24 protein-coding genes are annotated in these 26,221 nt (G+C 63.4%); 18 read left to right on the forward strand and 6 right to left on the reverse strand.

Annotated elements, in window-relative coordinates; all coding sequences use genetic code 11:
* Positions 1-192: 192 nt before the first annotated feature.
* From LT40_RS20430 to LT40_RS20495, 13 genes are all read left to right on the forward strand, one after another.
* Positions 193-945 carry a tellurite resistance TerB family protein gene (locus LT40_RS20430; RefSeq protein ID WP_043193062.1) on the forward strand — a complete coding sequence of 251 codons (753 nt, stop codon included), beginning with the start codon at positions 193-195 and terminating at the stop codon, positions 943-945.
* A gap of 196 nt (positions 946-1,141) precedes the next feature.
* A complete protein-coding gene (locus LT40_RS20435) occupies positions 1,142-2,764 on the forward strand; it encodes a methyl-accepting chemotaxis protein (RefSeq protein ID WP_043193878.1) in 1,623 nt (540 codons plus the stop codon).
* Positions 2,764-3,279: a chemotaxis protein CheW gene (locus LT40_RS20440; RefSeq protein WP_043193064.1), complete on the forward strand. Its 516-nt coding sequence runs from the start codon at positions 2,764-2,766 to the stop codon at positions 3,277-3,279. Before LT40_RS20435 ends, LT40_RS20440 begins: the two co-directional genes overlap by 1 nt.
* Positions 3,279-4,553 (forward strand): CheR family methyltransferase, encoded by a 1,275-nt coding sequence (locus tag LT40_RS20445; protein WP_043193066.1) that lies wholly within the window; start codon positions 3,279-3,281, stop codon positions 4,551-4,553. The genes LT40_RS20440 and LT40_RS20445 overlap by 1 nt, the downstream gene beginning before the upstream one ends.
* Positions 4,550-5,227, forward strand: coding sequence for a chemotaxis protein CheW (locus LT40_RS20450; protein ID WP_043193068.1), 678 nt, complete (start codon positions 4,550-4,552; stop codon positions 5,225-5,227). Before LT40_RS20445 ends, LT40_RS20450 begins: the two co-directional genes overlap by 4 nt.
* Complete coding sequence (locus LT40_RS20455; RefSeq protein WP_043193070.1) at positions 5,224-7,524, forward strand: hybrid sensor histidine kinase/response regulator; 2,301 nt, start codon at positions 5,224-5,226, stop codon at positions 7,522-7,524. The genes LT40_RS20450 and LT40_RS20455 overlap by 4 nt, the downstream gene beginning before the upstream one ends.
* Complete coding sequence (cheB, locus tag LT40_RS20460; RefSeq protein WP_043193072.1) at positions 7,521-8,531, forward strand: chemotaxis response regulator protein-glutamate methylesterase; 1,011 nt, start codon at positions 7,521-7,523, stop codon at positions 8,529-8,531. The genes LT40_RS20455 and cheB overlap by 4 nt, the downstream gene beginning before the upstream one ends.
* Positions 8,532-8,570: 39 nt before the next feature.
* Positions 8,571-9,584: a diguanylate cyclase gene (locus LT40_RS20465; protein WP_043193074.1), complete on the forward strand. Its 1,014-nt coding sequence runs from the start codon at positions 8,571-8,573 to the stop codon at positions 9,582-9,584.
* 106 nt (positions 9,585-9,690) lie between these two features.
* A protein-coding gene (gene prfB / locus LT40_RS20475; protein ID WP_122742474.1) for a peptide chain release factor 2 occupies positions 9,691-10,786 on the forward strand; the annotation gives its coding sequence in 2 pieces (ribosomal slippage) (positions 9,691-9,762 and positions 9,764-10,786; 1,095 coding nt in all).
* Positions 10,787-10,897: 111 nt separating this feature from the next.
* Positions 10,898-12,400, forward strand: coding sequence for a lysine--tRNA ligase (lysS, locus tag LT40_RS20480; protein ID WP_043193079.1), 1,503 nt, complete (start codon positions 10,898-10,900; stop codon positions 12,398-12,400).
* A gap of 37 nt (positions 12,401-12,437) precedes the next feature.
* Positions 12,438-13,184: a TetR/AcrR family transcriptional regulator gene (locus tag LT40_RS20485; RefSeq protein WP_052393491.1), complete on the forward strand. Its 747-nt coding sequence runs from the start codon at positions 12,438-12,440 to the stop codon at positions 13,182-13,184.
* 57 nt (positions 13,185-13,241) lie between these two features.
* The gene (locus LT40_RS20490; protein ID WP_043193084.1) at positions 13,242-14,519 is read left to right on the forward strand and encodes a flavohemoglobin expression-modulating QEGLA motif protein; all 1,278 of its coding nucleotides are present in this window, start codon (positions 13,242-13,244) and stop codon (positions 14,517-14,519) included.
* Positions 14,491-15,444 carry an alpha/beta hydrolase gene (locus LT40_RS20495; RefSeq protein WP_084139859.1) on the forward strand — a complete coding sequence of 318 codons (954 nt, stop codon included), beginning with the start codon at positions 14,491-14,493 and terminating at the stop codon, positions 15,442-15,444. Before LT40_RS20490 ends, LT40_RS20495 begins: the two co-directional genes overlap by 29 nt.
* A 48-nt stretch (positions 15,445-15,492) precedes the next feature.
* On the opposite strand, the gene lptF is transcribed toward LT40_RS20495, so the two are convergent.
* From lptF to LT40_RS20525, 6 genes are all read right to left on the reverse strand, one after another.
* Positions 15,493-16,275: a lipotoxin F family OmpA-related lipoprotein LptF gene (gene lptF / locus LT40_RS20500; RefSeq protein WP_043193086.1), complete on the reverse strand. Its 783-nt coding sequence runs from the start codon at positions 16,273-16,275 to the stop codon at positions 15,493-15,495.
* 41 nt (positions 16,276-16,316) lie between these two features.
* Complete coding sequence (locus tag LT40_RS20505) at positions 16,317-16,730, reverse strand: DUF4398 domain-containing protein (RefSeq protein WP_043193089.1); 414 nt, start codon at positions 16,728-16,730, stop codon at positions 16,317-16,319.
* Between the two features lie 246 nt (positions 16,731-16,976).
* The gene (locus tag LT40_RS20510; protein WP_043193091.1) at positions 16,977-18,302 is read right to left on the reverse strand and encodes a methyl-accepting chemotaxis protein; all 1,326 of its coding nucleotides are present in this window, start codon (positions 18,300-18,302) and stop codon (positions 16,977-16,979) included.
* A 157-nt stretch (positions 18,303-18,459) separates the two neighbouring features.
* On the reverse strand, positions 18,460-19,272 hold the full coding sequence (locus LT40_RS20515) for an OmpA family protein (RefSeq protein WP_043193093.1): 813 nt from the start codon (positions 19,270-19,272) through the stop codon (positions 18,460-18,462).
* A 42-nt stretch (positions 19,273-19,314) separates the two neighbouring features.
* Positions 19,315-19,719, reverse strand: a complete 405-nt coding sequence (locus LT40_RS20520) for a DUF4398 domain-containing protein (RefSeq protein ID WP_043193095.1) — start codon at positions 19,717-19,719, stop codon at positions 19,315-19,317.
* A gap of 242 nt (positions 19,720-19,961) precedes the next feature.
* Positions 19,962-20,306, reverse strand: coding sequence for a hypothetical protein (locus LT40_RS20525; protein WP_043193097.1), 345 nt, complete (start codon positions 20,304-20,306; stop codon positions 19,962-19,964).
* Between the two features lie 213 nt (positions 20,307-20,519).
* On the opposite strand from LT40_RS20525, the gene ppc reads away from it, so the two are divergent.
* The 5 genes from ppc (at position 20,520) to LT40_RS20550 (ending at position 26,190) form a co-directional block, all read left to right on the forward strand.
* A complete protein-coding gene (gene ppc, locus LT40_RS20530) occupies positions 20,520-23,165 on the forward strand; it encodes a phosphoenolpyruvate carboxylase (protein WP_043193100.1) in 2,646 nt (881 codons plus the stop codon).
* Between the two features lie 276 nt (positions 23,166-23,441).
* Positions 23,442-24,089 (forward strand): adenylate kinase, encoded by a 648-nt coding sequence (gene adk, locus LT40_RS20535; protein WP_043193102.1) that lies wholly within the window; start codon positions 23,442-23,444, stop codon positions 24,087-24,089.
* A 111-nt stretch (positions 24,090-24,200) separates the two neighbouring features.
* Complete coding sequence (tsaB, locus tag LT40_RS20540) at positions 24,201-24,881, forward strand: tRNA (adenosine(37)-N6)-threonylcarbamoyltransferase complex dimerization subunit type 1 TsaB (protein ID WP_043193104.1); 681 nt, start codon at positions 24,201-24,203, stop codon at positions 24,879-24,881.
* 149 nt (positions 24,882-25,030) lie between these two features.
* Positions 25,031-25,324: a hypothetical protein gene (locus LT40_RS20545; protein WP_043193106.1), complete on the forward strand. Its 294-nt coding sequence runs from the start codon at positions 25,031-25,033 to the stop codon at positions 25,322-25,324.
* Entirely contained in the window at positions 25,321-26,190 is an 870-nt protein-coding gene (locus tag LT40_RS20550; RefSeq protein WP_043193108.1) for a DUF72 domain-containing protein, read from the forward strand. Before LT40_RS20545 ends, LT40_RS20550 begins: the two co-directional genes overlap by 4 nt.
* The last annotated feature ends 31 nt before the right edge of the window (positions 26,191-26,221 follow it).

A 26,221-nucleotide genomic window follows, 5' to 3' on the forward strand; every position in this document is an offset into this window, starting at 1 on the left:
ACAGATACCGTAATGTCCGATGTGTTCGCAAACTCCTGTAAAAAAGTTTTCCGAATATGTCCCCGTTGCCACTCGGATTGACCGAGGCGCTCGATCATTTACGCAACATCCCGAAGCAAATCACCATTCGAACCGCGCAACGGAATGCCCTTACTCTCGTCAAACGTTTCTCCCATTGACGAGACCGAAAAAATGAACACGCGTGGCTTGCTCGACCAGTTGTTCAAATCCGGCCAGGAACTGCTCAAGAACAAAAGCGCTGGCAGCTCGCCCCTGGGCGGCGGCGCTGGCAACGGCGGCGTGGCCGGCGCACTGGGCGGCCTGCTCTCGGGCAAGGGCGGCGCGGGCGGTGCTTTGGGCGGCCTGTTGTCGGGCGGCAAGGGCGCGCTGACCGGTGGGGCCATGGGCCTGCTGCTGGGCAACAAGAGTGCGCGCAAGTACGGCGGCAAGGCGCTGGCCTACGGCGGTCTCGCGGCGTTGGGCGTGATTGCCTACAAAGCCTATGGCAATTGGCAGGCCCAGCAACAGAGCGCCCCGCGGGGTGAGCCGCAGACGGTTGACCGCGTGCCGCCCCAGCAAGTCGAGGAGCACAGCCAGGCCATTCTCAAGGCGCTGGTGGCGGCCGCCAAGTCCGATGGTCATGTGGACGAACGCGAGCGGGAACTGATCGAAGGCGAGTTCACCCGTCTGGATTCGGACAACGAGCTGCAGCAGTGGCTTCATACCGAGTTGAACAAGCCACTGGACCCGGCAGACGTGGCGCGCGCGGCCAAGACCCCGGAAATCGCCGCCGAAATGTACATCGCCAGTGTCATGATGGTGGATCAGGAACACTTCATGGAACGTGCCTACCTGGACGAGCTGGCGAAGCAGTTGTCCCTGGATCCGGCGCTCAAAGCGGAGCTGGAAAAGCAGGTCCGTCAGGCTGAAGTCGAAGTCGGCTGAGGTCCGAACCCGAATTGAGCGAAGCAGGTCGCCGCCCGTCTGCCGATAGCGACGTCGGTCGGCAATAGTGGCGCATTGCTCTGGCCAATACCCTCGTTGATGAACGAAAGTGACACAGCAGCGCGAAATCGCCTGAGGTAGGACTATACTCAGGCGATTTTTCGTTTGTAGCTGTAGGAATTTTCGAGGGTTGACTGTGAAGAACTGGTCCTTGCGCCACCGCATCCTGGCGAGTTTCGCCGTTGTCATTGCAATCATGCTGTTGATGGTCGTGGTTTCCTATTCACGTCTGCAAACCATCGAGACGAACGAATCCAAGGTCCGCACCGACAGCGTGCCGGGCGTCGTATTCAGTTCCATGATCCGCAGTGCCTGGGTCGACAGCTACGTGTACACCCAGCAGCTGGTAGGCCTGAGTTATCAGCGCGAGTTGATCACGGCCGACGAGGACCAGTACAAGAGCTTCGCCGAGCGCCTGACCCAGCAGATGGCCAATTACCGTGGCACGGTGCAGGACAGTGATGACAGGGCCGCCTTCGAGGAATTCGCGCGGATGCGCGTGACCTATGAGAAAGCATTGGCCGATGTGCTGGAGGCCTATCGCCTGCGCAAGTTCAGCGAAGCCCAGCAGATGGCTATCGACGACCTGACACCGGCCTGGGCTGCCGGTCGCAAGCAGCTCAACTTCTTGATCGATCGCAACCGCGAAGCCGCCGAAAAGGCCACCAATGCCATCGACACCTCGGTGGCCGCAGCCAAAGTCAGCCTGGTGATTTCGCTGTTGGTGGCGATCATCGTTGCCGGCGTCTGCGGCCTGTGGTTGTTGCGCACCATCATGGCACCCATGCAGAAGATCGTGCGGATTCTGGAAGTGATGCGCAACGGTGACTTGAGCACGCGCCTGAGCCTGGCGCGCAAGGACGAGTTCAACGAGGTCGAACTGGGCTTCAACGACATGATGACCGAGCTCACCGCTCTGGTTGCCCAGGCCCAGCGATCCTCGGTGCAGGTCACCACCTCGGTGACCGAAATCGCCGCCACGTCCAAACAGCAACAGGCCACGGCGACCGAGACCGCTGCGACCACGACCGAAATTGGCGCGACCTCCCGAGAAATCGCGGCCACTTCCCGCGATCTTGTGCGCACCATGGGCGAGGTTACCTCAGCGGCCGACCAGGCGTCCTCCCTGGCCGGCTCCGGCCAGCAGGGGCTGGCGCGCATGGAAGAAACCATGCACCAGGTGATGGGTGCCGCCGAGTTGGTCAACGCCAAGCTGGCGATCCTCAACGAGAAGGCCGGCAACATCAATCAGGTCGTGGTCACCATCGTCAAGGTGGCGGACCAGACCAACCTGCTGTCGCTCAACGCTGCCATCGAGGCCGAGAAGGCCGGCGAATACGGGCGTGGTTTCGCCGTGGTTGCCACCGAAGTGCGCCGCCTTGCGGACCAGACCGCTGTGGCCACTTACGATATCGAGCAAATGGTCCGCGAGATCCAGTCGGCGGTGTCGGCCGGGGTCATGGGCATGGACAAGTTTTCCGAAGAAGTGCGCCGCGGCATGTTCGAGGTGCAGCAGGTGGGCGATCAGCTGTCGCAGATCATCGGCCAGGTGCAGGCCTTGGCCCCGCGCGTGCTCATGGTCAACGAGGGTATGCAGGCACAGGCCACCGGTGCCGAACAGATCAACCATGCCTTGGCGCAGCTGGGCGATGCCAGCAGCCAGACAGTGGAATCACTGCGCCAGGCCAGCTTTGCCATCGACGAGTTGAGCCAGGTCGCCACCGGACTGCGCGGCGGCGTCTCGCGCTTCAAAGTCTGATGGGCGCATTGCCGATAGCCTCGTGCAGCAAGCTGTTCCTGCTGTTTCGCATTGCCCAGGAACGCTTCGCCCTGGATGCGCTGGAAGTTGCCGAGGTCCTGCCGTTGCTGCCGCTCAAGCCAGTCGCACAGGCGCCGGCCTGGGTCGCCGGGGTGTTCGCCCATCGTGGCCGGGTAGTGCCGGTGCTGGATGTCAGTGCGCTGAGCTTCGGCGTCGCTGCCGTGCGGCGCACCAGCACCCGGCTGGTGCTGGTGCACTACCCGCACGACCAGGCCGGCCCCGAGGCGCGCCTGGGGCTGATCGTCGAATACGCCAGCGAGACGTTGCGCTGCGACCCGCGCGACTTCAAGCCCACCGGCGTGCGTAACCGCGCCACGCCTTATTTGGGCCCGGTGCTTGAAGACAGCCAGGGGCTGTTGCAATGGTTGCGGGTGCAGGATCTGCTCGAGCCTCAGGTGCGCGATCTGCTCTTTGCGCCGCAGTTGGCGGCCTCGGTATCGAGTGGGGCATCGTGATGGGTGATGACCAGCGCTTCGTGCGTTTTCTGCGTGACCGCATCGGTCTCGACGTGGCGTCGGTAGGTCCGGCGCTGATCGAGCGTGCCGTGGCTCAGCGCAGCCAGGCCACGCATGCGCGCAACCTGGATGCCTACTGGACGCTGCTGCAAGGCTCGGCCGCCGAACAGCAGGCATTGATCGAGGCCGTCATCGTTCCGGAAACCTGGTTCATGCGTTACCCCGAATCCTTCGCTGCGCTGTGCAAGGTCGCCAAGGCACGGCTCGCCGAACGACCTGGCGTGGCGCTGCGTATCCTCAGCCTGCCCTGTTCGACAGGCGAGGAACCCTATTCGATCGCCATGGCCTTGCTCGACGCCGGGCTGGCACCGCAGCAGTTCAGCGTGGACGGTGTAGACATCAGCCCGATTTCGATAGGCCGGGCGACCCGGGCGATCTATGGCCGCAATTCGTTTCGCGGGGCACCGCTGACGTTTCGCGACCGCCATTTCGCGGCCACCGATGATGGCTACCTGCTCGACCCCCAGGTGCGTGCTCAGGTACGCCTGCAGGTGGGCAACATTCTCGATCCGCTGTTGCTGACCGGCGAACTCGCGTATGACTTCGTGTTCTGTCGCAATCTGCTGATCTACTTCGACCTGCCGACCCAACAGCAGGTGTTCGAAGTGTTGAAGAAACATACCCGCGAAGACGGTGCACTGTTCATCGGCCCGGCTGAAGGCAGCCTGTTGGCACGGTTGGGCATGCGCCCGATCGGCATTGCGCAGTCGTTCGCCTTCGTCCGCGATCGCCAGGCCACGCCTGCGCCCACGCCTGTGACCCCTGCGCCGGCGCGGCTGCAGATGCCGATCAAATTGCTGCCCGAGCCGGGTCGGCAGCCCCTGCGCAGTCGGACGCGTGCGCCGACCCAGCCGGTAGCCAATACCGACGAGGCGGTGGCGAGCGACGGCGCAGGCTTGCTCGCGCAGATCGCCCGGCTGGCCAACGAAGGTAAAAGCGCCGACGCCCAGGCGGCCTGCGATGCGTTCCTGCGCAGCCATGGGCCCGACCCACAGGTGTTCTATTGGCTGGGCCTGCTCAGTGACGTCGGCGGCCAGGTCTTGCAGGCGCAAGGGTACTACCGCAAATCGTTGTACCTCGACCCGCAGCACGCCGAGGCGCTCGCGCACCTGGCCATGCTGCTCACGGCCCAAGGCGACATCGCCGGTGCACGGCGCCTGCAGGAACGAGCCGCGCGCAGTGACCGGCCGCAGGTTCAGGAGCATAAGCGATGAGCGCCCCGGACCTGATCGACATCGACGCCCAGCAGATCGATGACTGCTGGAACCGCATCGGCATTCATGGCGACAAATCCTGCCCACTGTTGGCGGACCACATCCATTGCCGCAACTGTGCGGTGTACGCCTCGGCGGCCGTGCGCCTGCTGGACCGCTACGCCCTGGATCGCCAGCACGCACCCATGCACTACAGCGAAGCGGTGGGGCGTGTCGAAAGCCGGTCGCTGGTCCTGTTTCGCCTGGCCGATGAGTGGCTTGCGCTGGCCACTCGCTGTCTGGTCGAGGTGGCGCCGGTGCAGGCGGTCCATTCCCTGCCGCACCAACGCTCACGCGCCTTGCGCGGGGTGGCCAACGTGCGGGGCGCGCTGGTGCCCTGCCTGGCCCTGGAGGAGCTGCTGGGCATTGATGGCCAACACACTCAGCCGGCGACTTCCACGCGAGTCATGCCACGCATGTTGATCATTGCCATAGACGGCGGCTCGGTAGTGGTGCCGGTGGAGGAGGTGGATGGTATTCATCGCATTGACCTGGTCGAGCTCGAACAGGCCTCCACCGCCACGACTCAGGCCGGCGCCCGCTTCACCCAGGGCGTTCTGCCGTTTCGCGGGCGCAGCGTGCGCCTGCTCGACGACACGGCGCTGCTGCTTGCCATGAACCGGAGCCTGACATGACCCCGGAGCAGATGCGCGACGCCTCGTTGCTGGAGCTGTTCAGCCTGGAAGCCGAGGCCCAGACCCAAGTGCTCAACGCCGGGCTGTTGGCCCTGGAGCGCAACCCGACCCAGGCCGACCAATTGGAAGCGTGCATGCGCGCGGCCCACTCGCTCAAGGGTGCCGCGCGTATCGTCGGCCTGGACGCCGGGGTGCGCGTGGCCCACGTGATGGAAGATTGCCTGGTGGCGGCGCAGGAAAGGCGCGTCTACCTGATGGCCGAACACATCGATGCGCTGCTGCTGGGCACCGACCTGCTCATGCGCATCGGCACGCCCGGTTCCGGCGCGCCGGGTACGCGGGATATAGATGCCTATGAGGCGCAGATGGCGGCGGTCATGGACCCGTCGGCCGCTGCCCCCGTGCAAGTCACGCCACCCCCCGCGTCGCCCGAGCCCATGGACGTTGCGCCCGAGGTACAGCAAGACCCCGACCTGGCGGACGCGACAGTGGGCCAGGACGATCCGGTCGCCGAACTGCCCGCCAATCGCGCGCGCCGGGTCAGCGACACCGGCGAGCGGGTGCTGCGGGTCACGGCGGAGCGCTTGAACAGCCTGCTGGACCTGTCGAGCAAGTCGCTGGTGGAAACCCAGCGGCTCAAGCCCTATCTGCTGACCCTGCAGCGGCTCAAGCGCATGCAGGCGCAAAGCATCCGGGCCCTGGGCGGCCTTGCCGAACAGTTGCAGCTCGAAGGCCAGAGCGCCGAGGTGCGCGATGCCCTGACGCAGGCTCGGTCGCTGCTGGATCAGACCCAGCAGATGCTGCTGCAGCAGACCGCCGAACTGGATGACTTCGGTTGGCAGGCCAGCCAGCGTGCGCAATTGTTGTACGACACGGCCCTGGCCTGCCGCATGCGACCGTTCGCCGACATGCTCGGTGGCCAGGAACGCATGGTCCGCGACTTGGGCCGCTCGCTGGGCAAGCAGGTGCGCCTGGACATCGAAGGCGAGAAGACCCAGGTCGACCGCGACGTTCTGGAGAAACTCGAAGCGCCTTTGACCCACCTGCTGCGCAACGCCGTCGATCACGGTATCGAAACCCCCGAGCACCGCCTGCTGGCCGGCAAGCCTGCCGAAGGCCGGGTAGTGCTGCGCGCCGCTCACCAGGCGGGCTTGCTGGTGCTGGACCTGAGCGACGACGGCGGCGGCGTCGATCTTGCGGCGCTGCGCCGCAGCATCGTCCAGCGCGGCTTGTCGACCGCCGACACGGTGGAGCAACTCAGCGAAGAGGAATTGCTCAGTTTCCTGTTCCTGCCCGGTTTCAGCATGCGCGATACGGTCACCGAGGTTTCCGGACGGGGCGTCGGTCTGGACGCGGTATTGCACCTGATTCGCCAGTTGCGCGGCTCGGTGGAACTGATCCAGGTGGCGGGGCAGGGCAGTCGCTTTCACATCGAAGTGCCACTGACCTTGTCGGTGGTGCGCAGCCTGGCGGTCGAAGTAGGCGGCGAGGCCTACGCGTTTCCGTTGGCCCACATCGAACACACCATGGACCTGCCGGCCGACGACATCATCCAGCTCGAGGGGCGCCAGCACTTCTGGTTCCAGGACCGTCATGTCGGCCTGGTAGCGGCCAGCCAGCTGTTGCAGCGGCCATCGGGCCAAGGCGACGAAGCGACCCTCAAGGTGGTGGTGATCCGCGACCGCGAGGCGATCTATGGCGTGGCCGTGGATCGCTTCATCGGCGAGCGCACGCTGGTCGTGCTGCCACTGGACGCCCGCCTGGGCAAGGTCCAGGACATTTCCGCCGGTGCCTTGCTCGACAACGGCGCGGTGGTGCTGATCATCGACGTCGAAGACATGTTCCGCTCGGTGGAAAAGCTGCTCAATACCGGCCGCCTGGAGCGCATCGACAAGCGCAGCCAGCAAGCCGAATCGGTACGCAAGCGTGTGCTGGTGGTGGATGATTCGCTGACCGTTCGCGAGCTGCAACGCAAGCTGCTCAGCCATCGCGGCTACGATGTGGCCGTGGCCGTCGACGGCATGGATGGCTGGAACGCGCTGCGTAGCGAAAACTTCGACCTGCTGATCACCGACATCGACATGCCGCGCATGGATGGCATCGAATTGGTGACCCTATTGCGTCGCGACAGCCGCCTGCAGTCGCTGCCGGTCATGGTCGTGTCCTACAAGGACCGCGAAGAGGACCGCCGCCGCGGTCTCGATGCCGGGGCCGATTATTACCTGGCCAAGGCCAGTTTCCATGATGATGCCTTGCTCGATGCGGTGGTTGAGTTGATCGGAGGAGCGCGGGGATGAGGATCGCCATCGTCAATGACATGCCCATGGCCGTGGAAGCGTTGCGTCGAGCGATCGCGTTCGAGCCGGCCCATGAGGTGGTGTGGGTGGCGGCCAACGGTCGCGAGGCGGTCGAGCGCTGCCAGACCGTGACCCCGGACCTGATCCTGATGGACCTGATCATGCCGGTCATGGATGGGGTGGAAGCCACCCGGCAGATCATGGCCAATACACCGTGCGCCATCGTCATCGTCACCGTCGACCGCCAGCAGAACGTTCACCGCGTATTCGAGGCCATGGGCCATGGTGCCTTGGATGTGGTCGACACGCCGACCCTGGGCGTCGGCGATGCGCGCGAAGCTGCGGCGCCACTGCTGCGCAAGATCTTCAACATCGGCTGGTTGGTGGGGCAGCGCAGCCCGATGGTGCGCAGCGAGCTGCCTTTGCCGCGCTCGGGCGGGGTGCGGCAGAAGCTGGTGGCCATTGGCTCGTCGGCGGGCGGCCCGGCTGCGCTGGAAATCCTGCTCAAAGGGCTACCGCGCGATTACCCCGCGGCCATCGTCCTGGTACAGCACGTAGACCAGGTATTCGCCGCCGGAATGGCCGATTGGCTGAGCAGCGCCTCGGGCCTTCCGGTACGCCTGGCGCGGGACGGTGAGACGCCGTTGGCTGGCACTGTGCTACTGGCCGGCACCAATCATCATATTCGTCTGCTGAAAAATGGTACCTTAACCTACACGGCAGAACCGGTGGACGAGATCTACCGGCCCTCCATAGATGTGTTTTTCCGAAGCGTGGCGCAATTCTGGAACGGCGACGCCGTGGGCGTATTGCTCACCGGCATGGGCCGCGACGGCGCGCAGGGCTTGAAGTCGATGCGTCAGCGCGGCTACCTGACCATCGCCCAGGACCAGCTCAGCAGCGCTGTGTATGGAATGCCCAAAGCGGCGGCGGCCATTGACGCAGCTGTTGAAATTCGTCCGCTGGAGCGGATCGCACCCCGACTGATGGACGTATTTTCACGATGAACTCGAGCCAGCGCGTAGGCAGTATCCAGGTGACAACGCATGATTGATCTACAGATCGAAGCCTTCAGGTCCAACGACAACAACAAGTCGATGGTACTTCTGGTGGACGACCAGGCCATGATTGGCGAAGCCATCCGTCGCAGCCTCAGCGACGAGGCTAACATCGACTTCCATTTCTGTGCCGACCCGCAGCAGGCCATCAACCAGGCCATGCGGATCAAGCCGACGGTGATCCTTCAGGATCTGATCATGCCGGGCCTCGATGGCCTGTCGCTGGTGCGCGACTATCGCAATCATCCGGCCACCCAGGACATTCCGATCATCGTCCTGTCGACCAAGGAAGACCCGCTGATCAAGAGCGCCGCTTTCGCCGCAGGCGCCAACGACTACCTGGTCAAGCTGCCCGACACCATCGAGCTGGTGGCGCGCATCCGCTACCACTCCAAGTCGTACCTGACCCTGCTGCAGCGCGACGAGGCCTACCGTGCGCTGCGCGTGAGCCAGCAACAGCTGCTGGACACCAACCTGGTGCTGCAGCGGCTGATGAATTCCGACGGCCTGACCGCGTTGTCCAACCGGCGTCACTTCGACGAGTACCTGGAACTGGAATGGCGTCGCGCCATGCGCGACAAGACCCAGCTGTCACTGCTGATGATCGACGTCGACTACTTCAAGTCCTACAACGACAACTTTGGCCACCTGGCCGGCGACGAAGCCCTGCGCCGCGTGGCCGACGCCATCCGCCACTCCAGCAACCGCTCGAGCGATCTGCCGGCGCGCTATGGCGGCGAAGAGTTCGCCTTGGTCCTGCCCGGCACCTCGCCCGGCGGCGCCCGGCTGGTCGCCGAAAAGCTGCGCCAGACCATCGCCGCCCTGAACATCCCGCACATCGCACCCCAGGCCGATGCCTGCCTGACGGTCAGCATCGGTCTGTCGACCATGACCCCGCAGCAGTCCAGCCACTGCCGCGAACTGATACTGGCCGCCGACAAGGGCCTGTACACGGCCAAGCACAATGGGCGCAATCAGGTGGTAGTGGGCGAGCAGGAGTAGGGCTTCACCAAAAAAACGCGCATCCCCAGCTCGACGGGCTGCTGTGCAGGGTCGGCTGCGGTATACTCTCCGGCTTTTCACACGTTACGCACGAGAGCTGCCCGCCATGGAAATCAACCCGATCCTTAACAGCATCAAGGACCTGTCCGAGCGCTCCGAAACCATTCGGGGGTATCTTTGACTACGATCAAAAGCATGAGCGTCTGACCGAAGTCAATCGCGAGCTTGAAGATCCTGCTGTCTGGAACAACCCTGCCTACGCCCAGGAACTGGGTCGCGAGCGTTCGCTGCTGGCGCAGATCGTCGACACCCTCGACGAAATGAACGCCGGCCTGAGCGACGCCAAAGACCTGCTGCAAATGGCTGCCGAAGAAGAAGACCAGGGCGCCGTCGACGACGTGTCCGCCGAGGTCGAGCGTCTGCGCGCCCAGCTCGAGAAGCTGGAATTCCGCCGCATGTTCAGCGGTGAAATGGACGCCAACAACGCCTACCTGGACATCCAGGCCGGCTCCGGCGGCACCGAAGCCCAGGACTGGGCCAACATCCTGTTGCGCATGTACCTGCGCTGGGCCGACAAACGCGGCTTCGACACCACCATCATGGAGCTGTCGGCTGGCGAAGTCGCCGGTATCAAGGGCGCCACCCTGCACATCAAGGGCGAGTACGCCTTTGGCTGGTTGCGCACCGAGATCGGTGTCCACCGTTTGGTGCGCAAGAGCCCGTTCGACTCCGGCAACCGTCGCCATACCTCGTTTTCGGCGGTGTTCGTATCTCCGGAAATCGATGACAACATCGAGATCGACATCAACCCGGCCGATCTGCGCATCGACACCTACCGCTCCTCCGGTGCCGGTGGCCAGCACGTCAACACCACCGACTCGGCGGTGCGTATCACCCACGTGCCGACCAACACCGTGGTCAGCTGCCAGAACGAACGTTCGCAGCATGCCAACAAGGACACGGCGATGAAGATGTTGCGTGCGCGCTTGTACGAGCAGGAAGTGCAGAAGCGCAACGCCGCCTCGCAGGCCATGGAAGACAGCAAGTCGGACATCGGCTGGGGTCACCAGATCCGCTCCTACGTGCTCGACGCTTCGCGGATCAAGGATCTGCGCACCAACATCGAACGCAGCGACTGCGACAAGGTGCTCGACGGCGACATCGACGAATACCTCGAAGCCAGCTTGAAACAAGGGCTGTAACACCGCCGGGCAGGTCGACGCGCCCAACGCGTCGGCCTGCCACGGCTGGCCTGCCCGCGATCCCGGCGCCGTAGTCGGGAGCAACGAACCCGTGATGGAAAATCTGAAGACATGAGCGACCAACAACTCGACCCGCAAGACCTGCAACAGGAAGAAAACAACCTGATCGCCCTGCGCAAGGAAAAGCTTGCTGCCGTGCGTGCCCAAGGCCAGGCCTTCCCCAACGACTTCCGTCGCGACAACTATGCAGGCGACTTGCAGAAGCAGTACGTCGACAAGACCAAGGAAGAGTTGGCCGAGGCAGCGATTCCGGTCAAGGTCGCCGGTCGCATCATGCTCAACCGTGGCTCGTTCATGGTGATCCAGGACATGACCGGGCGCATTCAGGTCTACGTCAACCGCAAGACCCTGCCCGAAGAAACCCTGGCTCAGGTGAAAACCTGGGACATGGGCGACATCATCGCCGCCGAAGGTACCCTGGCCCGTTCCGGCAAGGGCGACCTGTACGTCGAGATGACCAGTGTGCGCCTGCTGACCAAGTCGCTGCGCCCGTTGCCCGACAAGCACCACGGCTTGACCGATACCGAGCAGCGCTACCGCCAGCGCTACGTCGACCTGATCGTCAACGAAGACGTGCGCGATACCTTCCGCGTGCGCTCCCAGGTCATCGCCCATATCCGCAGCTTCCTGGCCAAGCGTGACTTCCTCGAAGTCGAGACGCCGATGCTGCAGACCATTCCCGGCGGCGCCGCGGCCAAGCCGTTCGAAACCCACCACAATGCCCTGGACATGGAAATGTTCCTGCGCATCGCCCCGGAGCTGTACCTCAAGCGCCTGGTGGTCGGTGGCTTCGAGAAGGTGTTCGAGATCAACCGCAACTTCCGCAACGAAGGCGTCTCGACTCGGCACAACCCCGAGTTCACCATGCTCGAGTTCTACCAGGCGTATGCCGACTACGAAGACAACATGGACCTCACCGAAGAGCTGTTCCGTGAGTTGGCGCAGCTGGTACTGGGCAGCACCGACGTGCCCTACGGCGACAAGGTGTTCCATTTCGGCGAGCCGTTCGTGCGCCTGTCGGTGTTCGATTCGATCCTCAAGTACAACCCCGAGCTGACCGCCGATGACTTGAACGACATCGACAAGGCCCGCGCCATTGCCAAGAAGGCTGGCGCCAAGGTGCTGGGCTTCGAAGGTCTGGGCAAACTACAGGTGATGATTTTCGAAGAGCTGGTCGAGCACAAGCTGGAGCAGCCGCACTTCATTACCCAGTACCCGTTCGAGGTGTCGCCACTGGCCCGTCGCAACGACGATAATCCCAACGTCACCGACCGCTTCGAGCTGTTCATCGGCGGCCGCGAGATCGCCAACGCCTACTCCGAGCTCAACGACGCGGAAGATCAGGCCGCGCGCTTCATGGCCCAGGTGGCCGACAAGGACGCCGGCGACGACGAGGCCATGCATTACGACGCCGATTTCGTTCGCGCGCTGGAGTACGGCATGCCGCCGACGGCTGGCGAAGGGATCGGGATCGATCGCCTGGTCATGCTGCTGACCGATTCGCCTTCGATCCGCGATGTCATCCTGTTCCCGCACATGCGGCCCCAAGCCTGACAATGATTGACCAGCCGCCCCATGGGGCGGCTTTTTTATGCGTGCCCTCCCACTTACTCAAAGGACAAGAGCAGTGATCCCAGCAGCACCCAGACAAGGAGCCGCCAGCGTCGCCTCGACGCTCGCCCGCAACGTTCAATACCAGGGACGCAAGGCCAGCCGCCAGGGCAGCGAACTGCGCCGGCAGGCCATTCTCGACGCGGCCATGCGCATTGTCGTGCGTGACGGCGTGCGCGGCGTGCGCCACCGCGCCGTGGCTGCCGAAGCCGGGGTGCCGCTGTCGGCCACCACCTATTATTTCAAGGACATCGATGACCTGCTCAACGATGCCTTCGCCCAGTACGTCGAGCGCAGCGCCGTGTTCATGGCCAAGCTGTGGAGCAACACCGAAGACTTGCTGCGTGCACTGATTGCCCGTGGCGACGGCAGCCCACAGGCTCGCGCCCAGCTGGCCGATGAAATCGCCCGGCTCACCGCCGACTACGTCATGCACCAGTTGCAGACCCGTCGCGACCAATTGATCGCCGAGCAAGCCTTTCGCCAGGAGGCCCTGCTCAACCCGCGGCTGGCCTCGCTGGTGCTGGCCCATCAGGACATTCTTCTGCAAGGCGGCCGGCAGATGCTCGAGGTGCTGGGTTCGCGCGATCCGGTGCAGGATGCACAGGTGTTGACGGCGATTATCGGGCGGATGGAATATCAGGGGCTGCTGGCCGGTACCCAGGCTGACGCCGACCGTGAGATGCTCGGCATTCTTACCCGTTTCATGCAGTGGGTACTGGGCTGAGCCCATGCAGTGAACGGTCCGCTGCCGGCGGACCCAGCCAGAACGAGGAGCAGTAGGGTGGACGAGTATCAGCAGACGATTCGAGGCCTGTCCGACCGGATCGTGCAGGCACAGACGCCGATTCGCGTGCTCGATGCGGTGAAATGGGACGACTCCATTCGGCACGGCTTCCTGCAGGCGGGCGGCAAGCAGATGCCGGCGGTGGATCGCGACTACTACCAGAATCGCGCGCTGGGCTTCGACTCCAGTGCGGTCAAGCTGGAATTCCAGAACATCGAACGCGATATCACTCGCCAGCTCGGGCAGTTCAATCCGGTCGGGCAGATCATGCGCCGCATGTGCAAGGAGTACCGCATGGTGGTGCGCATGCTCGAGGCTCGCGGCACCGAGGACTTCGGTCTGATCTCCCAGGAACTGTACGGTGCCGCCTCCGACGCCTTCCACGCCGGCGATCCGACCCTGGCCGATCTGGGCCTGATGCTTTCGGATTACCTGAACAACATCGCCGGCCGTGGCGACCTCAAGGACGAAGCCAAGACCCTGACCGCCAAAGATGCGGTGAACCTGTTGCAAGGGCGCCTGAACCGGGTATTCGGTGAAACCGAGGGCACCATTCGCGTGTTCGAGTCCGATGGCATCGTCGCCGACGCCGCCGCTGGCGCGGACTACATCAAGATTCGCAGCGACGCCATGTTCAACGAACGCGACGTGCGCGCTTTGGAGGTACACGAGGGCCTGGTGCACGTCGCCACCACGCTCAACGGCCAGAACCAGCCGATCTGCACGTTTTTGTCCAAGGGACCGCCGTCCTCCACGGTGACCCAGGAAGGCTTGGCCATCCTGATGGAAGTGATCGCGTTCGCGTCCTATCCCAGTCGGCTGCGCAAACTGACCAACCGCACCCGCGCGATCCACATGGTCGAAGAGGGCGCCGACTTTCTGCAGGTGTTCGACTTCTTCCGCGAGGAGGGCTTCGAAATGCCCGAAGCCTACGGCAACGCGAGCCGGGTGTTCCGCGGCTCGACCCCGACCGGTCTGCCCTTCACCAAGGACCTGTCGTACCTGAAGGGCTTCATCATGGTCTACAACTACATCCAGCTGGCCGTGCGCAAGGGCAAGCTGGAACAGGTGCCGCTGCTGTTCTGCGGCAAGACCACCCTGGAAGACATGCGCACGCTGCGCCAGCTGGTCGACGAAGGGCTGGTGACGCCGCCCAAGTACCTGCCCGAACAGTTTCGCGACATGAATGCGTTGTCCGCCTGGATGTGCTTCTCGAACTTCCTCAACCATCTGAGCCTGGACCGAATTGAAGCCGACTACTCGAACATCCTCTGAGCGGCCGCCGCAGCGCCGCTGGCGTACCGCGCTGGCGCTGGCCCTGACGGTCAGCCTGTCCGGCTGCAGTTCGCTGCTGTTCTACCCGGAGCCTGGTTTGCCGTTCACGCCCGCCAAGGCGGGCCTGGCCTATGAGGACGTTACGCTGACGGCCGCCGATGGTACGCGCCTGCATGGCTGGTGGTTGCCTGCAAAACCCGGGGTCGAAGTCAAAGGCACCGTGCTGCACCTGCATGGCAACGGTGGCAACCTGGCCTGGCACCTGGGCGGCAGCTGGTGGCTGCCCGAGCAGGGTTATCAGGTGCTGATGCTCGACTACCGTGGCTATGGATTGTCCGAAGGCTCACCGCAGCTGCCGCAGATCTATCAGGACATCGACAGCGCTTTCGCCTGGCTGCAGACCCGCGCCGAGGTCCGCGACAAACCCTTGGTGTTGCTAGGCCAAAGCCTGGGTGGGGCGATGGCCGTGCATTACCTGGCCGAGCATCCGCAGCAGCGTCAGCGCATCGAGGCGCTGGTCCTTGATGGTGTGCCGGCCAGCTACAGGGCTGTGGGTCGTCATGCCTTGAGCACATCCTGGGTCACCTGGCCCTTGCAGGTGCCGTTGTCCTGGTGGGTGCCCGACGCCGACAGTGCCATAGGCTCCATCGAGCGCCTGCAAGGCACGCCCATGCTGATCTTCCAGAGCATCGACGATCCGATCGTGCCACTGGACAATGCGCTGCAACTGTATCGCCAGGCGCCGTTGCCACGGGTGTTGCAACTGACCCGTGGCGGCCATGTGCAAACCTTCGCCGACCCCACCTGGCGTCAGGTCATGCTGCGCTACCTGGACGACCCACGGCATTTCAACGGCATCCGTCGGCTGGGCGAGATACCCAACTATCCCACGCCTGCCGAATCGGTGCCCGCAGCTCACAAATGAAAACGCCCCGGTGATCACTCACCGGGGCGTTCGTTTACAGTGGGTGGATCAACGCATGGACGAGCGTGGGGCCACTGGCTGGTTGTCGTTGGAAATGGTCACTTCCACACGACGGTTCTGGGCACGGCCCGAGTTGCTGGTGTTGTCGGCAACTGGGTATTCCTTGCCCAGGCCCTGGGCAACGATACGCGAAGGCTCGACGCCTGCACGAACCAGTGCGGCCATTACGGAGTTGGCGCGGCGCTCGGACAGGCTCTGGTTGTAGGCAGCCGAACCGGTGCTGTCGGTGTAGCCTTCGACGATGACCTTGCGATCAGGGTTTTCCTGAAGGAACTGGGCCAGCTTGGCAACGTTGACGAATGCGGACGACTTCAGCTCAGCCTTGTTCAGGTCGAACAGCACGTCACCGAAGGTCACCAGGGTACCGCGGTCAGTCTGCTTGGCGTTCAGGCTGTCCTGAAGCTTCTTGATCTGAGCGTCGCGGGCATCCAGACGAGCCTGGGCGCGTTGAGCTGCAGCACCTTTGAGGGTTTCCTCGGCGCTGCGCAGGGCGATGGTCTGCTTGGCCACTTCAACGCGCTGGTTGGTCAGGTAGGCCAGCTGGTCGACTTTCTTGGCATCGGCGTCGTCGCGGAAAGCCTTGTCAGCCTTGTCCAGCCATTCCGACGCATCCTTGGTTTCCAGGGCCGCCAGTTGTACCGACTTGGGGTTGGTCTGCAAGGAAGAGAAATTGGTCCGCGCCTGTTCCAGGTTGGGGTTCGGCGGGGTAGAGCAAGCTGCCAGGCCAACGCTGAGGGCCAACAGGGCAGGAACCATCAATTGTTTACGCATAATCTTCATCCTTTATTCGAGTTCAAGTCGCGATGGGCAGCTTACTGAGCGCTGCGCAGGCCTTCTTCACGCAGGTCCTGGACACCTTGCTTGGCGTCCTGCACGGCCTTGGCGGCTTTGCCAGCCTGCGCCTTGCGCTCGGCCAGACGTGCGTCCCACTCGGCCTGTTCGGCAAGAACCTTGGCCTTCTCGTAGTTCTTGTCGTGCATGGCAATTTCAGCCTGCTTGAACTTGTCCTGCGCAGCCTTCATTTCCACGGCGGCGTATTCGGTACCGCCAGCGCTCACGGCGCTGTTCACGGCCGACTCGGTCACGGCGTACTGTTCAGTCGGGGGCTTGCCAGCGCAGCCAGCCAGAACGAAGGTGGTGCCCAGTGCGAGAGCAGCCAGTTTCAGCCCGCGCAGCGGGTTGGACGAGGTTTTGGCAGTACGGGTATTCATGGCTTTCAACTCCATTGGATAGCTCCTGAAAAACATCAAAATCCATGACAGTCGAACGTTTCACGCGCCTGGGTAAGCCCGGCGACTAGCACACGCCGCTGGCTGTAATGGTTAAACGTTGGGACACAAGGCAATTTTGAATAGTTCAGAAATTTGTCCGAATGGGCGAGTTTTGTCTGGCGCCGTTGGTTTGTCATACGACTGACAACTTGGTCGGGGTTTGCGACATCCATGGGCCATCGGCAGGCGATGGCTTGTGGGTCAGGCGTCGGTGGCGAGCTGTGTGGTGAAGCTCTCCACCGCACCAAGCACACGTTTCGCGCCGTCCTGAATCTCGGTGATGACGGTGCCCGCCTGGTTGGCCAGGTGCAGGCCAGATTCGGCTTTGTGCTTGCCAGCGCCGATGGTGGCTACCGCATCGGTGGCCAGCTTTTGATTGCGCTGCACCACGCTCTCGATCTCCGAGGTGGCTTGGGTCGTACGTGAAGCCAACTGGCGAACTTCATCGGCGACCACGGCGAAACCGCGACCCTGCTCACCCGCGCGTGCCGCTTCGATGGCCGCATTCAGCGCCAGCAGGTTGGTTTGCGCGGCGATGCCGCTGATGGTCTTGATGATGTTGGAGATCACCTGGCTCTGCTCGTCCAGCGCCTCGATGCCTTCCGCAGCGCTTTGCATGTGGTGCGCCAGGTCCTTCATGACGTTGACCGTCTCGCGCACGACCTCGGCCCCGCGCAAGGCCGTTTCATCGGTGCGTACCGACGTGTCGTACGCCACCGTGGCCGCTTCGGCAATGGCGATCTCCCGTTCCACCATCTCGGTGATGACGGTCGCAACCTTCACGACTTTGTACACGTTGGCGTTGCCATCGCGGACCGGGTTGTAGGAAGCCTCGAGCCATACCGTACGACCGCGGCTATCCACACGCTCGAAGCGCTCGGCGACGAACTCCCCGCGACGCAGCCGTTCCCAGAACGCCTGGTAATCGCTGGAGTTGGCGATTTCACTGCTGCAGAACATTCGGTGATGCTTGCCCTTGACCTGCTCCAGGCCGTAGCCCATCGCTTGCAGAAACAGGTCATTGGCGGTCAGCACATTGCCGCTCAGGTGGAACTCGATGACTGCCGTGGAGCGCAACAGCGCCTGGATGAAGTTCTCGTGGGCGCGCGATGTCTCGATGGTGTTGGTCAGGTCGCTGGCATAGCAGGAGAACTTGACCAGCTTGCCGTCCGTGGAGCGCACGGGGTGCATGATGACCCGCAGCCAGGTTTCATGGCCGTCCTTGCGCACCAGTCGCCAGGCGCCACAGAAATGCTCCCCCTGCCGTATGGCGGTGCGCACGCGTGCGTAGTGCTGGTCGTTTTGCGCATTCTGGGCAACGAGGCTTTCCAATGGCTTGCCCACGAGCTCGTCGTTACGGTATTGCAGCACGTTTTCGAAATTGGCATTCACGCCCAGGATGCACCCCTGAGGGTCGAGCCGCAGATGGATGGTTTCTTCGTCCAGGCCCTGGCGGATCTGCCGAACGATCGCCACCTCTTCACGCAAGGCGGCCAGTTCATTTTTCATGCGTTTTGAAGCAAACATGGCGCGAGCCTCGGAGAAGGAGATGGCATCCAGCGTATCGACAGCGTGCGCACATACTTAAGCCCCGAACTTAACCCCCGAACGCGCACGCGCACGTGTAAAGCGCCTGGCCATGAAAAACCCGGCACGAAGGCCGGGTTCTTTCAAGCGTTGTAGATCAGTGCATCGAAGCGCGAGACCTGACGGGTTGGTTGTCGTTGGAAATGGTCACCTCGACTCGGCGATTCTGCGCCCGACCCAATGCGTTGCCGTTGCTCGCCACCGGGTAGGACATGCCTAGCCCTTGCGCCACGATGCGCTCGGGGCTCACACCCGCGCGTACCAACTGCACCAGTACGGCATTGGCGCGTCGTTGCGACAGGGTCTGGTTGAAGCCAGCCGAACCGGTGCTGTCGGTATGGCCCTCGACGATTACCTTGCGGTCCAGGTTGTCACGCAGAAAGTCCGCCAAGCGGGCAATGTTGTCGTACGCACTGGTACGCAGTTCGGCCTGCCCGGTTTCGAACAGCACATCGCCAAAAGTGACCAGGCTGCCACGCTCGGTCTGCTGCACGGCCATCGCTTCGGCTGCGGGCTGCTTGGCGTTGAGGCTTTCCTGAAGCTTCTTGATCTGCGCATCGCGCGCTTCCAGGCGGGCCTGGGCGCGCAATGCAGCGACACCTTGGATAGCCTGTTCGGCCGTGCGCAGTTCGATGGTCTGCTTGGCCACCTCGACCCGCTGATTGGTCAGGTAGGCCTGATGGCCCACCTGCTCATCGGCTTCCTTGGCGCGGGCGGCTTTCTCGGCGCGCTCCAGCCAGTCGGCGGCGTCCTTGGTTTCCAGGGCGGCCAATTGCACCGACTTGGGGTTGCCTTGCAGATCGGCGAAATTGGCCTGGGCCTGCACCAATTGCGGGTTGGGGGTCTTGGAGCAGGCAGCCAGCAGTACAACCAGCGCCGACAGGGCGGGGAACTTGAATTTAGTCTTCACGGTAATTTCCTGAATCTTGAAAGAAGAACGCGGGAGCCCGGCTCAGGAAGCAGCGCGCAGGCCTTCCTCGCGCAGGTCCTGGACGCCCTGGCGGCCGTCTTCGACGGCGCGGCGGGCCTTGGCGGCCTGAGCCTTGCGCTCGGCAACGCGAGCGTCCCACTCGGCTTGTTCGGCCAGGCGGCGGGCTGCCTCGTAGTGCTTGCCGTGCAGGGCGATTTCGGCGTCCTTGAGCTTGTCCTGGGCGGACTTCATTTCGACAGCGGCGAACTCGGTGCCGCCAGCGCTCACCGCCGCATTGACTGCCGAGCGGCTGACCGCATATTGCTCGACCGGCGCCATGCCGGCGCAGCCCGTCAGGACGACACCGGCAGCGAGGCACACGAGGGATGTTTTCAAAGGGCCGAAAGACGACCGTACGCTGGATGTATTCACGCGATAGTGCTCCATTGAACAGCGATTGATTGCTTCGTCCGCCAGCTGCGGCACGCCGACCCAGGCCTGCTGCCGCGATGCACTACGGACAGATGGGTGGCCATTTCCTGGCTCTTTTTTTCCCGAGTCTACAATCGCTTTTGAACACTATCCTATTGATTTGTATGAGTTTTAGGCTCAGGTTTGGAATTTTTTTATGACTATTTGACCCAGCCGTTCCTGTGCGTAGGAAGCTTCTGAAGCTTCCTGGTCCAAGCTCATTTCGCAGTGTCGTCCGTGGTGTTTTTCAGGCGCTCCAGGTGCTCTCGCGACAGCGCCAGGAAACGAGGCGTCGCGCCAATATCCTCATACAGAGGGTCGCCTTCCTCGTCGGTGGCAATGACCTTGGTCCCCTTGACGTAGGGAAAGCTGCCTTCGAGCTCTTCAAGTGCCGCACCGATCAGCTCGCCGAGCAGTTCCTGAGCATGATGCTTGGGGTACATCTGGGTCAGGGCGGCCAGGCGCGCCGCCGATTCCATGTCCAGGCGGATATTGATACCGGTGTCGGTCAGGCGACCCTTGGCGTTCTGTTCCCAATGCTCGGCCAGTTCGTGAATCTTCATAAACACCTCATGTGCCGGTTATTCACGCCCCTGTCTGTCGCGCTTGTCAGCCTCGTCCAGGCTGGGGCACTCTTTGCGGTATAGATCATTCGTTGCATAGACCAGTTGTAGAGCCATTTTTCCCGTGCTTGTTCAGTGGCCCAGGCGATCCCATCACACGCCGCGCCGGGCTGGCTGGACGGGCAAACCGTTTCCAAGCCACGGAGAATGCCGATGTCCGATATCGATCTGCGCCTGCGCGAAGACGTGCACCTGCTCGGTGAGTTGCTGGGCAATACCATTCGCGAGCAGTACGGCGATGCCTTTCTGGAAAAGATCGAGCGCATTCGCCGCGGCGCCAAGGCCGACCGTCGACGGGATCCGACCGGTGATGCGGTCAGCGCCGAGCTGAGGTCCAGTCTGGACGACCTCGGTGAGGAAGAACTGCTGCCCGTGGCCCGAGCGTTCAACCAATTCCTCAACCTGGCCAATATCTGCGAGCAGTACCAACTGATCCGCCGTCGCGACGAGGGCCAGCCTGAACCCTTCGAAAACCTTGCCCTGGGCGAGTTGCTGGGGCGGCTGACGGCCGCCGGGCATAGCCCCGACGCGTTGGCGCGACAACTGGTGGCGCTGGATATCGAGTTGGTGTTGACCGCCCACCCTACCGAAGTCGCGCGCCGCACCCTGATCCAGAAATACGACGCGATCGCCGCTCAGCTGGCCTTGCACGACCATCGCGACCTTACCAGCGCCGAACGCAATGCCGTGCGTGAGCGCCTGCAGCGCCTGATCGCCGAGGCCTGGCACACCGAAGAGATCCGCCGCACCCGGCCGACGCCGGTGGACGAGGCCAAATGGGGCTTCGCGGTCATCGAGAATTCACTGTGGCAGGCGGTGCCCAACCATCTGCGCCGGGTCGACGCCGCTTTGCAGGCCGCCACCGGGCAACGCTTGCCCCTGGGCGCCGCGCCGATCCGCTTCGCTTCGTGGATGGGCGGCGACCGCGATGGCAACCCGAATGTCACGGCCAAGGTCACCCGTGAAGTGCTGTTGCTGGCTCGCTGGATGGCAGCCGATCTGTTTCTGCGCGATGTCGATCAACTGGCCGCCGATCTGTCGATGCAGCAGGCCAGTGCGCCGCTCCTGGCCCATGCACCTGACAGCAGCGAGCCCTACCGCACGGTGCTCAAGCAGTTACGCGAGCGCCTGCGGGCCACGCGCAACTGGGCCCATGCGTCGCTGCCGGGCGACCAGCCGGCCGATGCTCAGGTGCTGCAGGACAATCGCGAGCTGATCGAGCCGCTGCAGCTGTGCTTCGACTCGCTGCACGCCTGTGGCATGGGCGTGATCGCCGACGGACCGCTGCTGGACTGCCTGCGCCGCGCCGTGACCTTCGGCCTGTTCCTGGTGCGCCTCGACGTGCGTCAGGACTCGACCCGACATCGCGGGGCGCTGAGCGAGATCACCGAATACCTGGGGCTGGGTCGCTTCGATGACTGGGACGAGGCAGCACGAATCGACTTTCTGGTGCGTGAGCTGGCCAATCGCCGGCCGCTGCTGCCGACCTGTTTCGAGCCCAGTGAGGACACCGCCGAAGTGCTCGCCACGTGCCGCGAAGTGGCGGCGGCGCCGGCTGCGTCGTTGGGCTCCTACGTGATCTCCATGGCCGGCGCTGCCTCCGACGTGCTGGCAGTGCAGCTGCTGCTCAAGGAGTCCGGCCTGCGCCGCTCGATGCGCGTGGTGCCGTTGTTCGAAACCCTGGCCGACCTCGATAACGCCGGTCCCGTGCTGGAGCGCCTGCTGCAACTGCCCGACTACCGCGGCACGCTGCAAGGTCCGCAGGAAATCATGATCGGCTATTCCGATTCGGCCAAGGATGCCGGGACCACGGCAGCCGCGTGGGCGCAGTATCGGGCGCAGGAAACCCTGGTGAACATCTGCCAGGCGCACGGCGTCGAGCTGTTGCTGTTCCATGGTCGCGGCGGCACGGTGGGCCGTGGTGGCGGCCCGGCCCATGCGGCCATCCTCTCGCAACCGCCAGGTTCGGTAGCGGGCCGCTTCCGCACTACCGAGCAGGGGGAAATGATTCGTTTCAAATTCGGCCTGCCGGATATCGCCGAGCAGAACCTGAACCTGTATGTGGCGGCCGTGCTGGAAGCCACCGTGCTGCCGCCGCCATTGCCCGAGCCCGCCTGGCGCACGGTCATGGACGAGCTGGCGGGGCAGGGCGTCAAGGCGTACCGGCAGGTGGTGCGTGAGCATCCGCACTTCGTCGAGTACTTTCGCCAGGCCACGCCGGAACAGGAGCTTGGCCGACTGCCATTGGGCAGTCGGCCGGCCAAGCGTCGGCAGGGAGGTATCGAGAGCCTGCGAGCCATCCCGTGGATCTTCGGCTGGACCCAGACCCGGCTGATGCTGCCCGCCTGGCTGGGATGGGAAGCAGCCCTGGGTGCAGCGCTGGCCCGTGGCGAAGGGGATCGACTGGCTTCGATGCGCGCGCAGTGGCCATTTTTCCGCACGCGCATCGACATGCTCGAAATGGTACTGGCCAAGGCCGACGCCGAGATTGCGGCCTTGTACGACCTGCGTCTGGTCGAGCCTGACTTGCAACCGCTGGGCGCGCAGCTGCGCGACCTATTGTCGCAGTGCTGCACGGCCGTGCTGGGGCTGACCGGGCAGACACACCTGCTCGCACACAGCCCGACGACCCTGGAGTTCTTCAGCCTGCGCAATACGTATCTGGATCCGTTGCACCTGCTGCAGGCCGAACTGCTGGCACGCTCGCGGGCGCGCGAAGCGGCGCTGGACAGCCCTCTGGAACAGGCATTGCTGGTCACCGTGGCCGGTATAGCCGCCGGGCTGCGCAATACCGGTTGAGTCATGTGGTCGATGGGCGCGGCGCGAAAGCGCCGCCGTAGCCACAACCCAGGTGCAACCGATCGGCGGTGACACCTGGTACAACCCCTGCCGGACGCCTTGCCGGGGCGCGGGTGCCTGCGACTTTCGGTGGCTTGTGTGCCCCGTGCACGCTGTGTATCTTGATCAGCCTTTGGCCGTTTTGCGGCCATCATTTTTTTTGGGAAGGGCTTCTGCCGTCAGCGCGGCGGGAGCAGATCTGACGACTATCTATAAGAAATCGAGAGGAGCACATCGATGCGCGTGATTCTGCTGGGAGCTCCCGGGGCCGGTAAAGGTACTCAGGCTAAATTCATCACCGAAAAATTCGGTATCCCGCAAATTTCCACTGGCGACATGCTCCGCGCTGCGGTCAAGGCCGGTACCGAATTGGGCGTTCTGGCCAAGAGCGTCATGGACAGCGGCGGCCTGGTGTCCGACGACCTGATCATTGCCCTGGTGAAGGAGCGCATTGCCCAGTCCGATTGCGCCAATGGCTTCCTGTTCGATGGTTTCCCGCGCACTATTCCTCAGGCCGAAGCCCTGGTCACCAACGGCGTTGTGCTCGATCACGTCCTGGAAATCGCGGTCGACGACGAAGAGATCGTCCAGCGTATCGCCGGCCGTCGTGTCCACGAGGCCTCGGGTCGCGTCTACCACACCGTCTACAATCCGCCGCGCGAAGAAGGCAAGGATGACGTGACCGGTGACGCGCTGGTACAGCGCAAGGACGACACCGAGGAAACCGTGCGTCATCGCCTCTCGGTCTACCACTCGCAGACCAAGCCGCTGGTGGCCTTTTACCGCGACTTGTCGGCCGCGCAGGGCAAGCCCAAGTGCAGCCATGTCGAAGGCGTCGGCTCGGTGAACGACATCACTGCCAAGGTGCTTGCCGCACTGAGCTGAGGAGTGGGCATCGGCACCTGTCGTGTCGGCCACCGCCTTGTCATGAACGGCCCGCTTGCGGGCCGTAGTTGTCTATAATCGCCACTTTCCCACATTGCCTGGACCCTTTCGATGACCACCCTGCTGGCCCTGGACACTGCCACTGAAGCCTGCTCCGTCGCTTTGCTGCACGATGGCAAAGTGTCGAGCCACTATGAAGTGATCCCGCGCCTGCACGCGCAGAAGTTGCTGCCCATGATCAAGACCCTGCTGGCAGAGGCGGGCGTGGCGCTTTCGGCCGTCGATGCGATCGCTTTCGGGCGTGGGCCGGGCGCGTTCACTGGGGTACGTATCGCGGTGGGCGTGGTCCAGGGCCTGGCGTTCGGCCTGGATCGTCCGGTGCTGCCAGTGTCCAACCTGGCCCTGCTGGCGCAACGGGCCTGGCGCGAGCACGGCGTCAGCCAGGTCGCGGCCGCCATCGACGCGCGCATGGACGAAGTGTATTGGGGTTGCTATCAGGAACACGCCGGGGAAATGCGTTTGCAGGGTGAGGAAGGGGTGTTCGCACCCGAACGCGCCCAGTTGCCGCCCCAGGCCACCGGTAGTTGGTTTGGTGCAGGCACTGGCTGGACCTATGCCGAGCATATTGCCATCGCAACCGTGGGGCGCGACGCCGAATTGCTGCCCCATGCCCAGGACCTGCTGGAACTGGCGCGTTTCGCCTGGGCTCGAGGCGAAGGACTGCCTGCCGATGGCGCCCAGCCGGTTTACCTGCGGGACAACGTCGCCACGCCGAAAAAGTCGCTTTTGTAATACACTTCGTCGGCGTTCACGCCCGTAGTGCGCATTTCATCGGCAGAATCTGCCCTGGCGATAAAACTTTGCTGCAATTTGTGGTCTAGTGATCACTTGGGTCGCTGCACGACGGTGTGGCGGCTTATTTCGACGATCGAGTGAACCTCATGCGTATCGATGGCATTTCCTCCCAGGCTTATCCAATCAAGCGCAAGCCGCTTGCGGAAAAGGCGCGGGTGCAGGAATCCGTCGATGACATCGAAGGCGAGTTCGAAACCCCCGCGCAACCCACGGCCCAGCGCTCCCGCGCACGCGGCGCCAGTGTCCCGGCGCGCCAGCAGGACATGATCTTCCCCCGCTCGATGAGCCGCCGCGCCGCCGACGCTCTGGGCATGTACCTGAGCACCCAGGGTTTCGTCGAATGGGACAATGAAGTCCTGGGTCTGGATGTGCATATCTGACTGTGCCCAGCCTGCCTTATTTCATCGGTTGTCCTTCGTGGAGTGAAAACGCCTGGCGCGATTACTTCTATCCACGTGATGCGCGCCCCCCTGATTTCCTCGCACTCTACGGCCAAGTGTTCAACGCCGTGGAGGGCAACACCACGTTCTACGCACGGCCCGCGCCCAGTACGGTGGAACGCTGGGCCACGAGCATGCCGCCTGAGTTCCGCTTCACGGCAAAGCTGCCGCGCGACATCAGCCACGGTGGTGATCTGCGCGAGCAATTGGGCGCGGCGGAGGATTTCTGCCGACTACTCGCGCCCCTGGGCGACCGGGTAGCACCTCTGTGGCTGCAGTTGCCGGCGTCGTTCGCACCGTGGCGACTGGCGGAGTTGATCGGCTTCATCGACATCCTGCAGCGGCCTCTTGCCGTGGAAGTCCGTCATGGTGCGTTTTTCGCCCGTGGTGACGAAGAGCGCCTGCTCAACAACTTGCTGCGCGAGCGCAATGTCGAGCGTATCTGCCTGGACCCCCGGGCCTTGTTCAGCTGTACTTCGGATGCACCCGCCGTGCTCCATGCCCAGGCCAAGAAACCTCGTGTGCCGCCGCGTCCGGCGGCGTTCAGCAACAGCCCGCAAGTACGTTTCATCGGCCACCCGCAGTTGGAGGCGAACGAGCCTTTCCTGACGCCTTGGGTGGAGAAGATCGCTGGCTGGATCGAAGAAGGGCGCACGCCCTACATCTTTCTGCACACGGCCGACAACCTGCTGGCGCCGGCCTTGGCCCGGCGCTTCCACGCGCGCCTGATGGAACGTTTGCCCGGTCTGCCAGCCTTAATGGAACTGCCTCGGGAGCCGCAGACGGCGCAGCTTGGCCTGCTCTGACCCTCTACCCGCGGCGGTTTTCTTCAGCTAT

Source organism: Pseudomonas rhizosphaerae (genome assembly GCF_000761155.1).
Classification (GTDB): Bacteria; Pseudomonadota; Gammaproteobacteria; order Pseudomonadales; family Pseudomonadaceae; genus Aquipseudomonas; species Aquipseudomonas rhizosphaerae.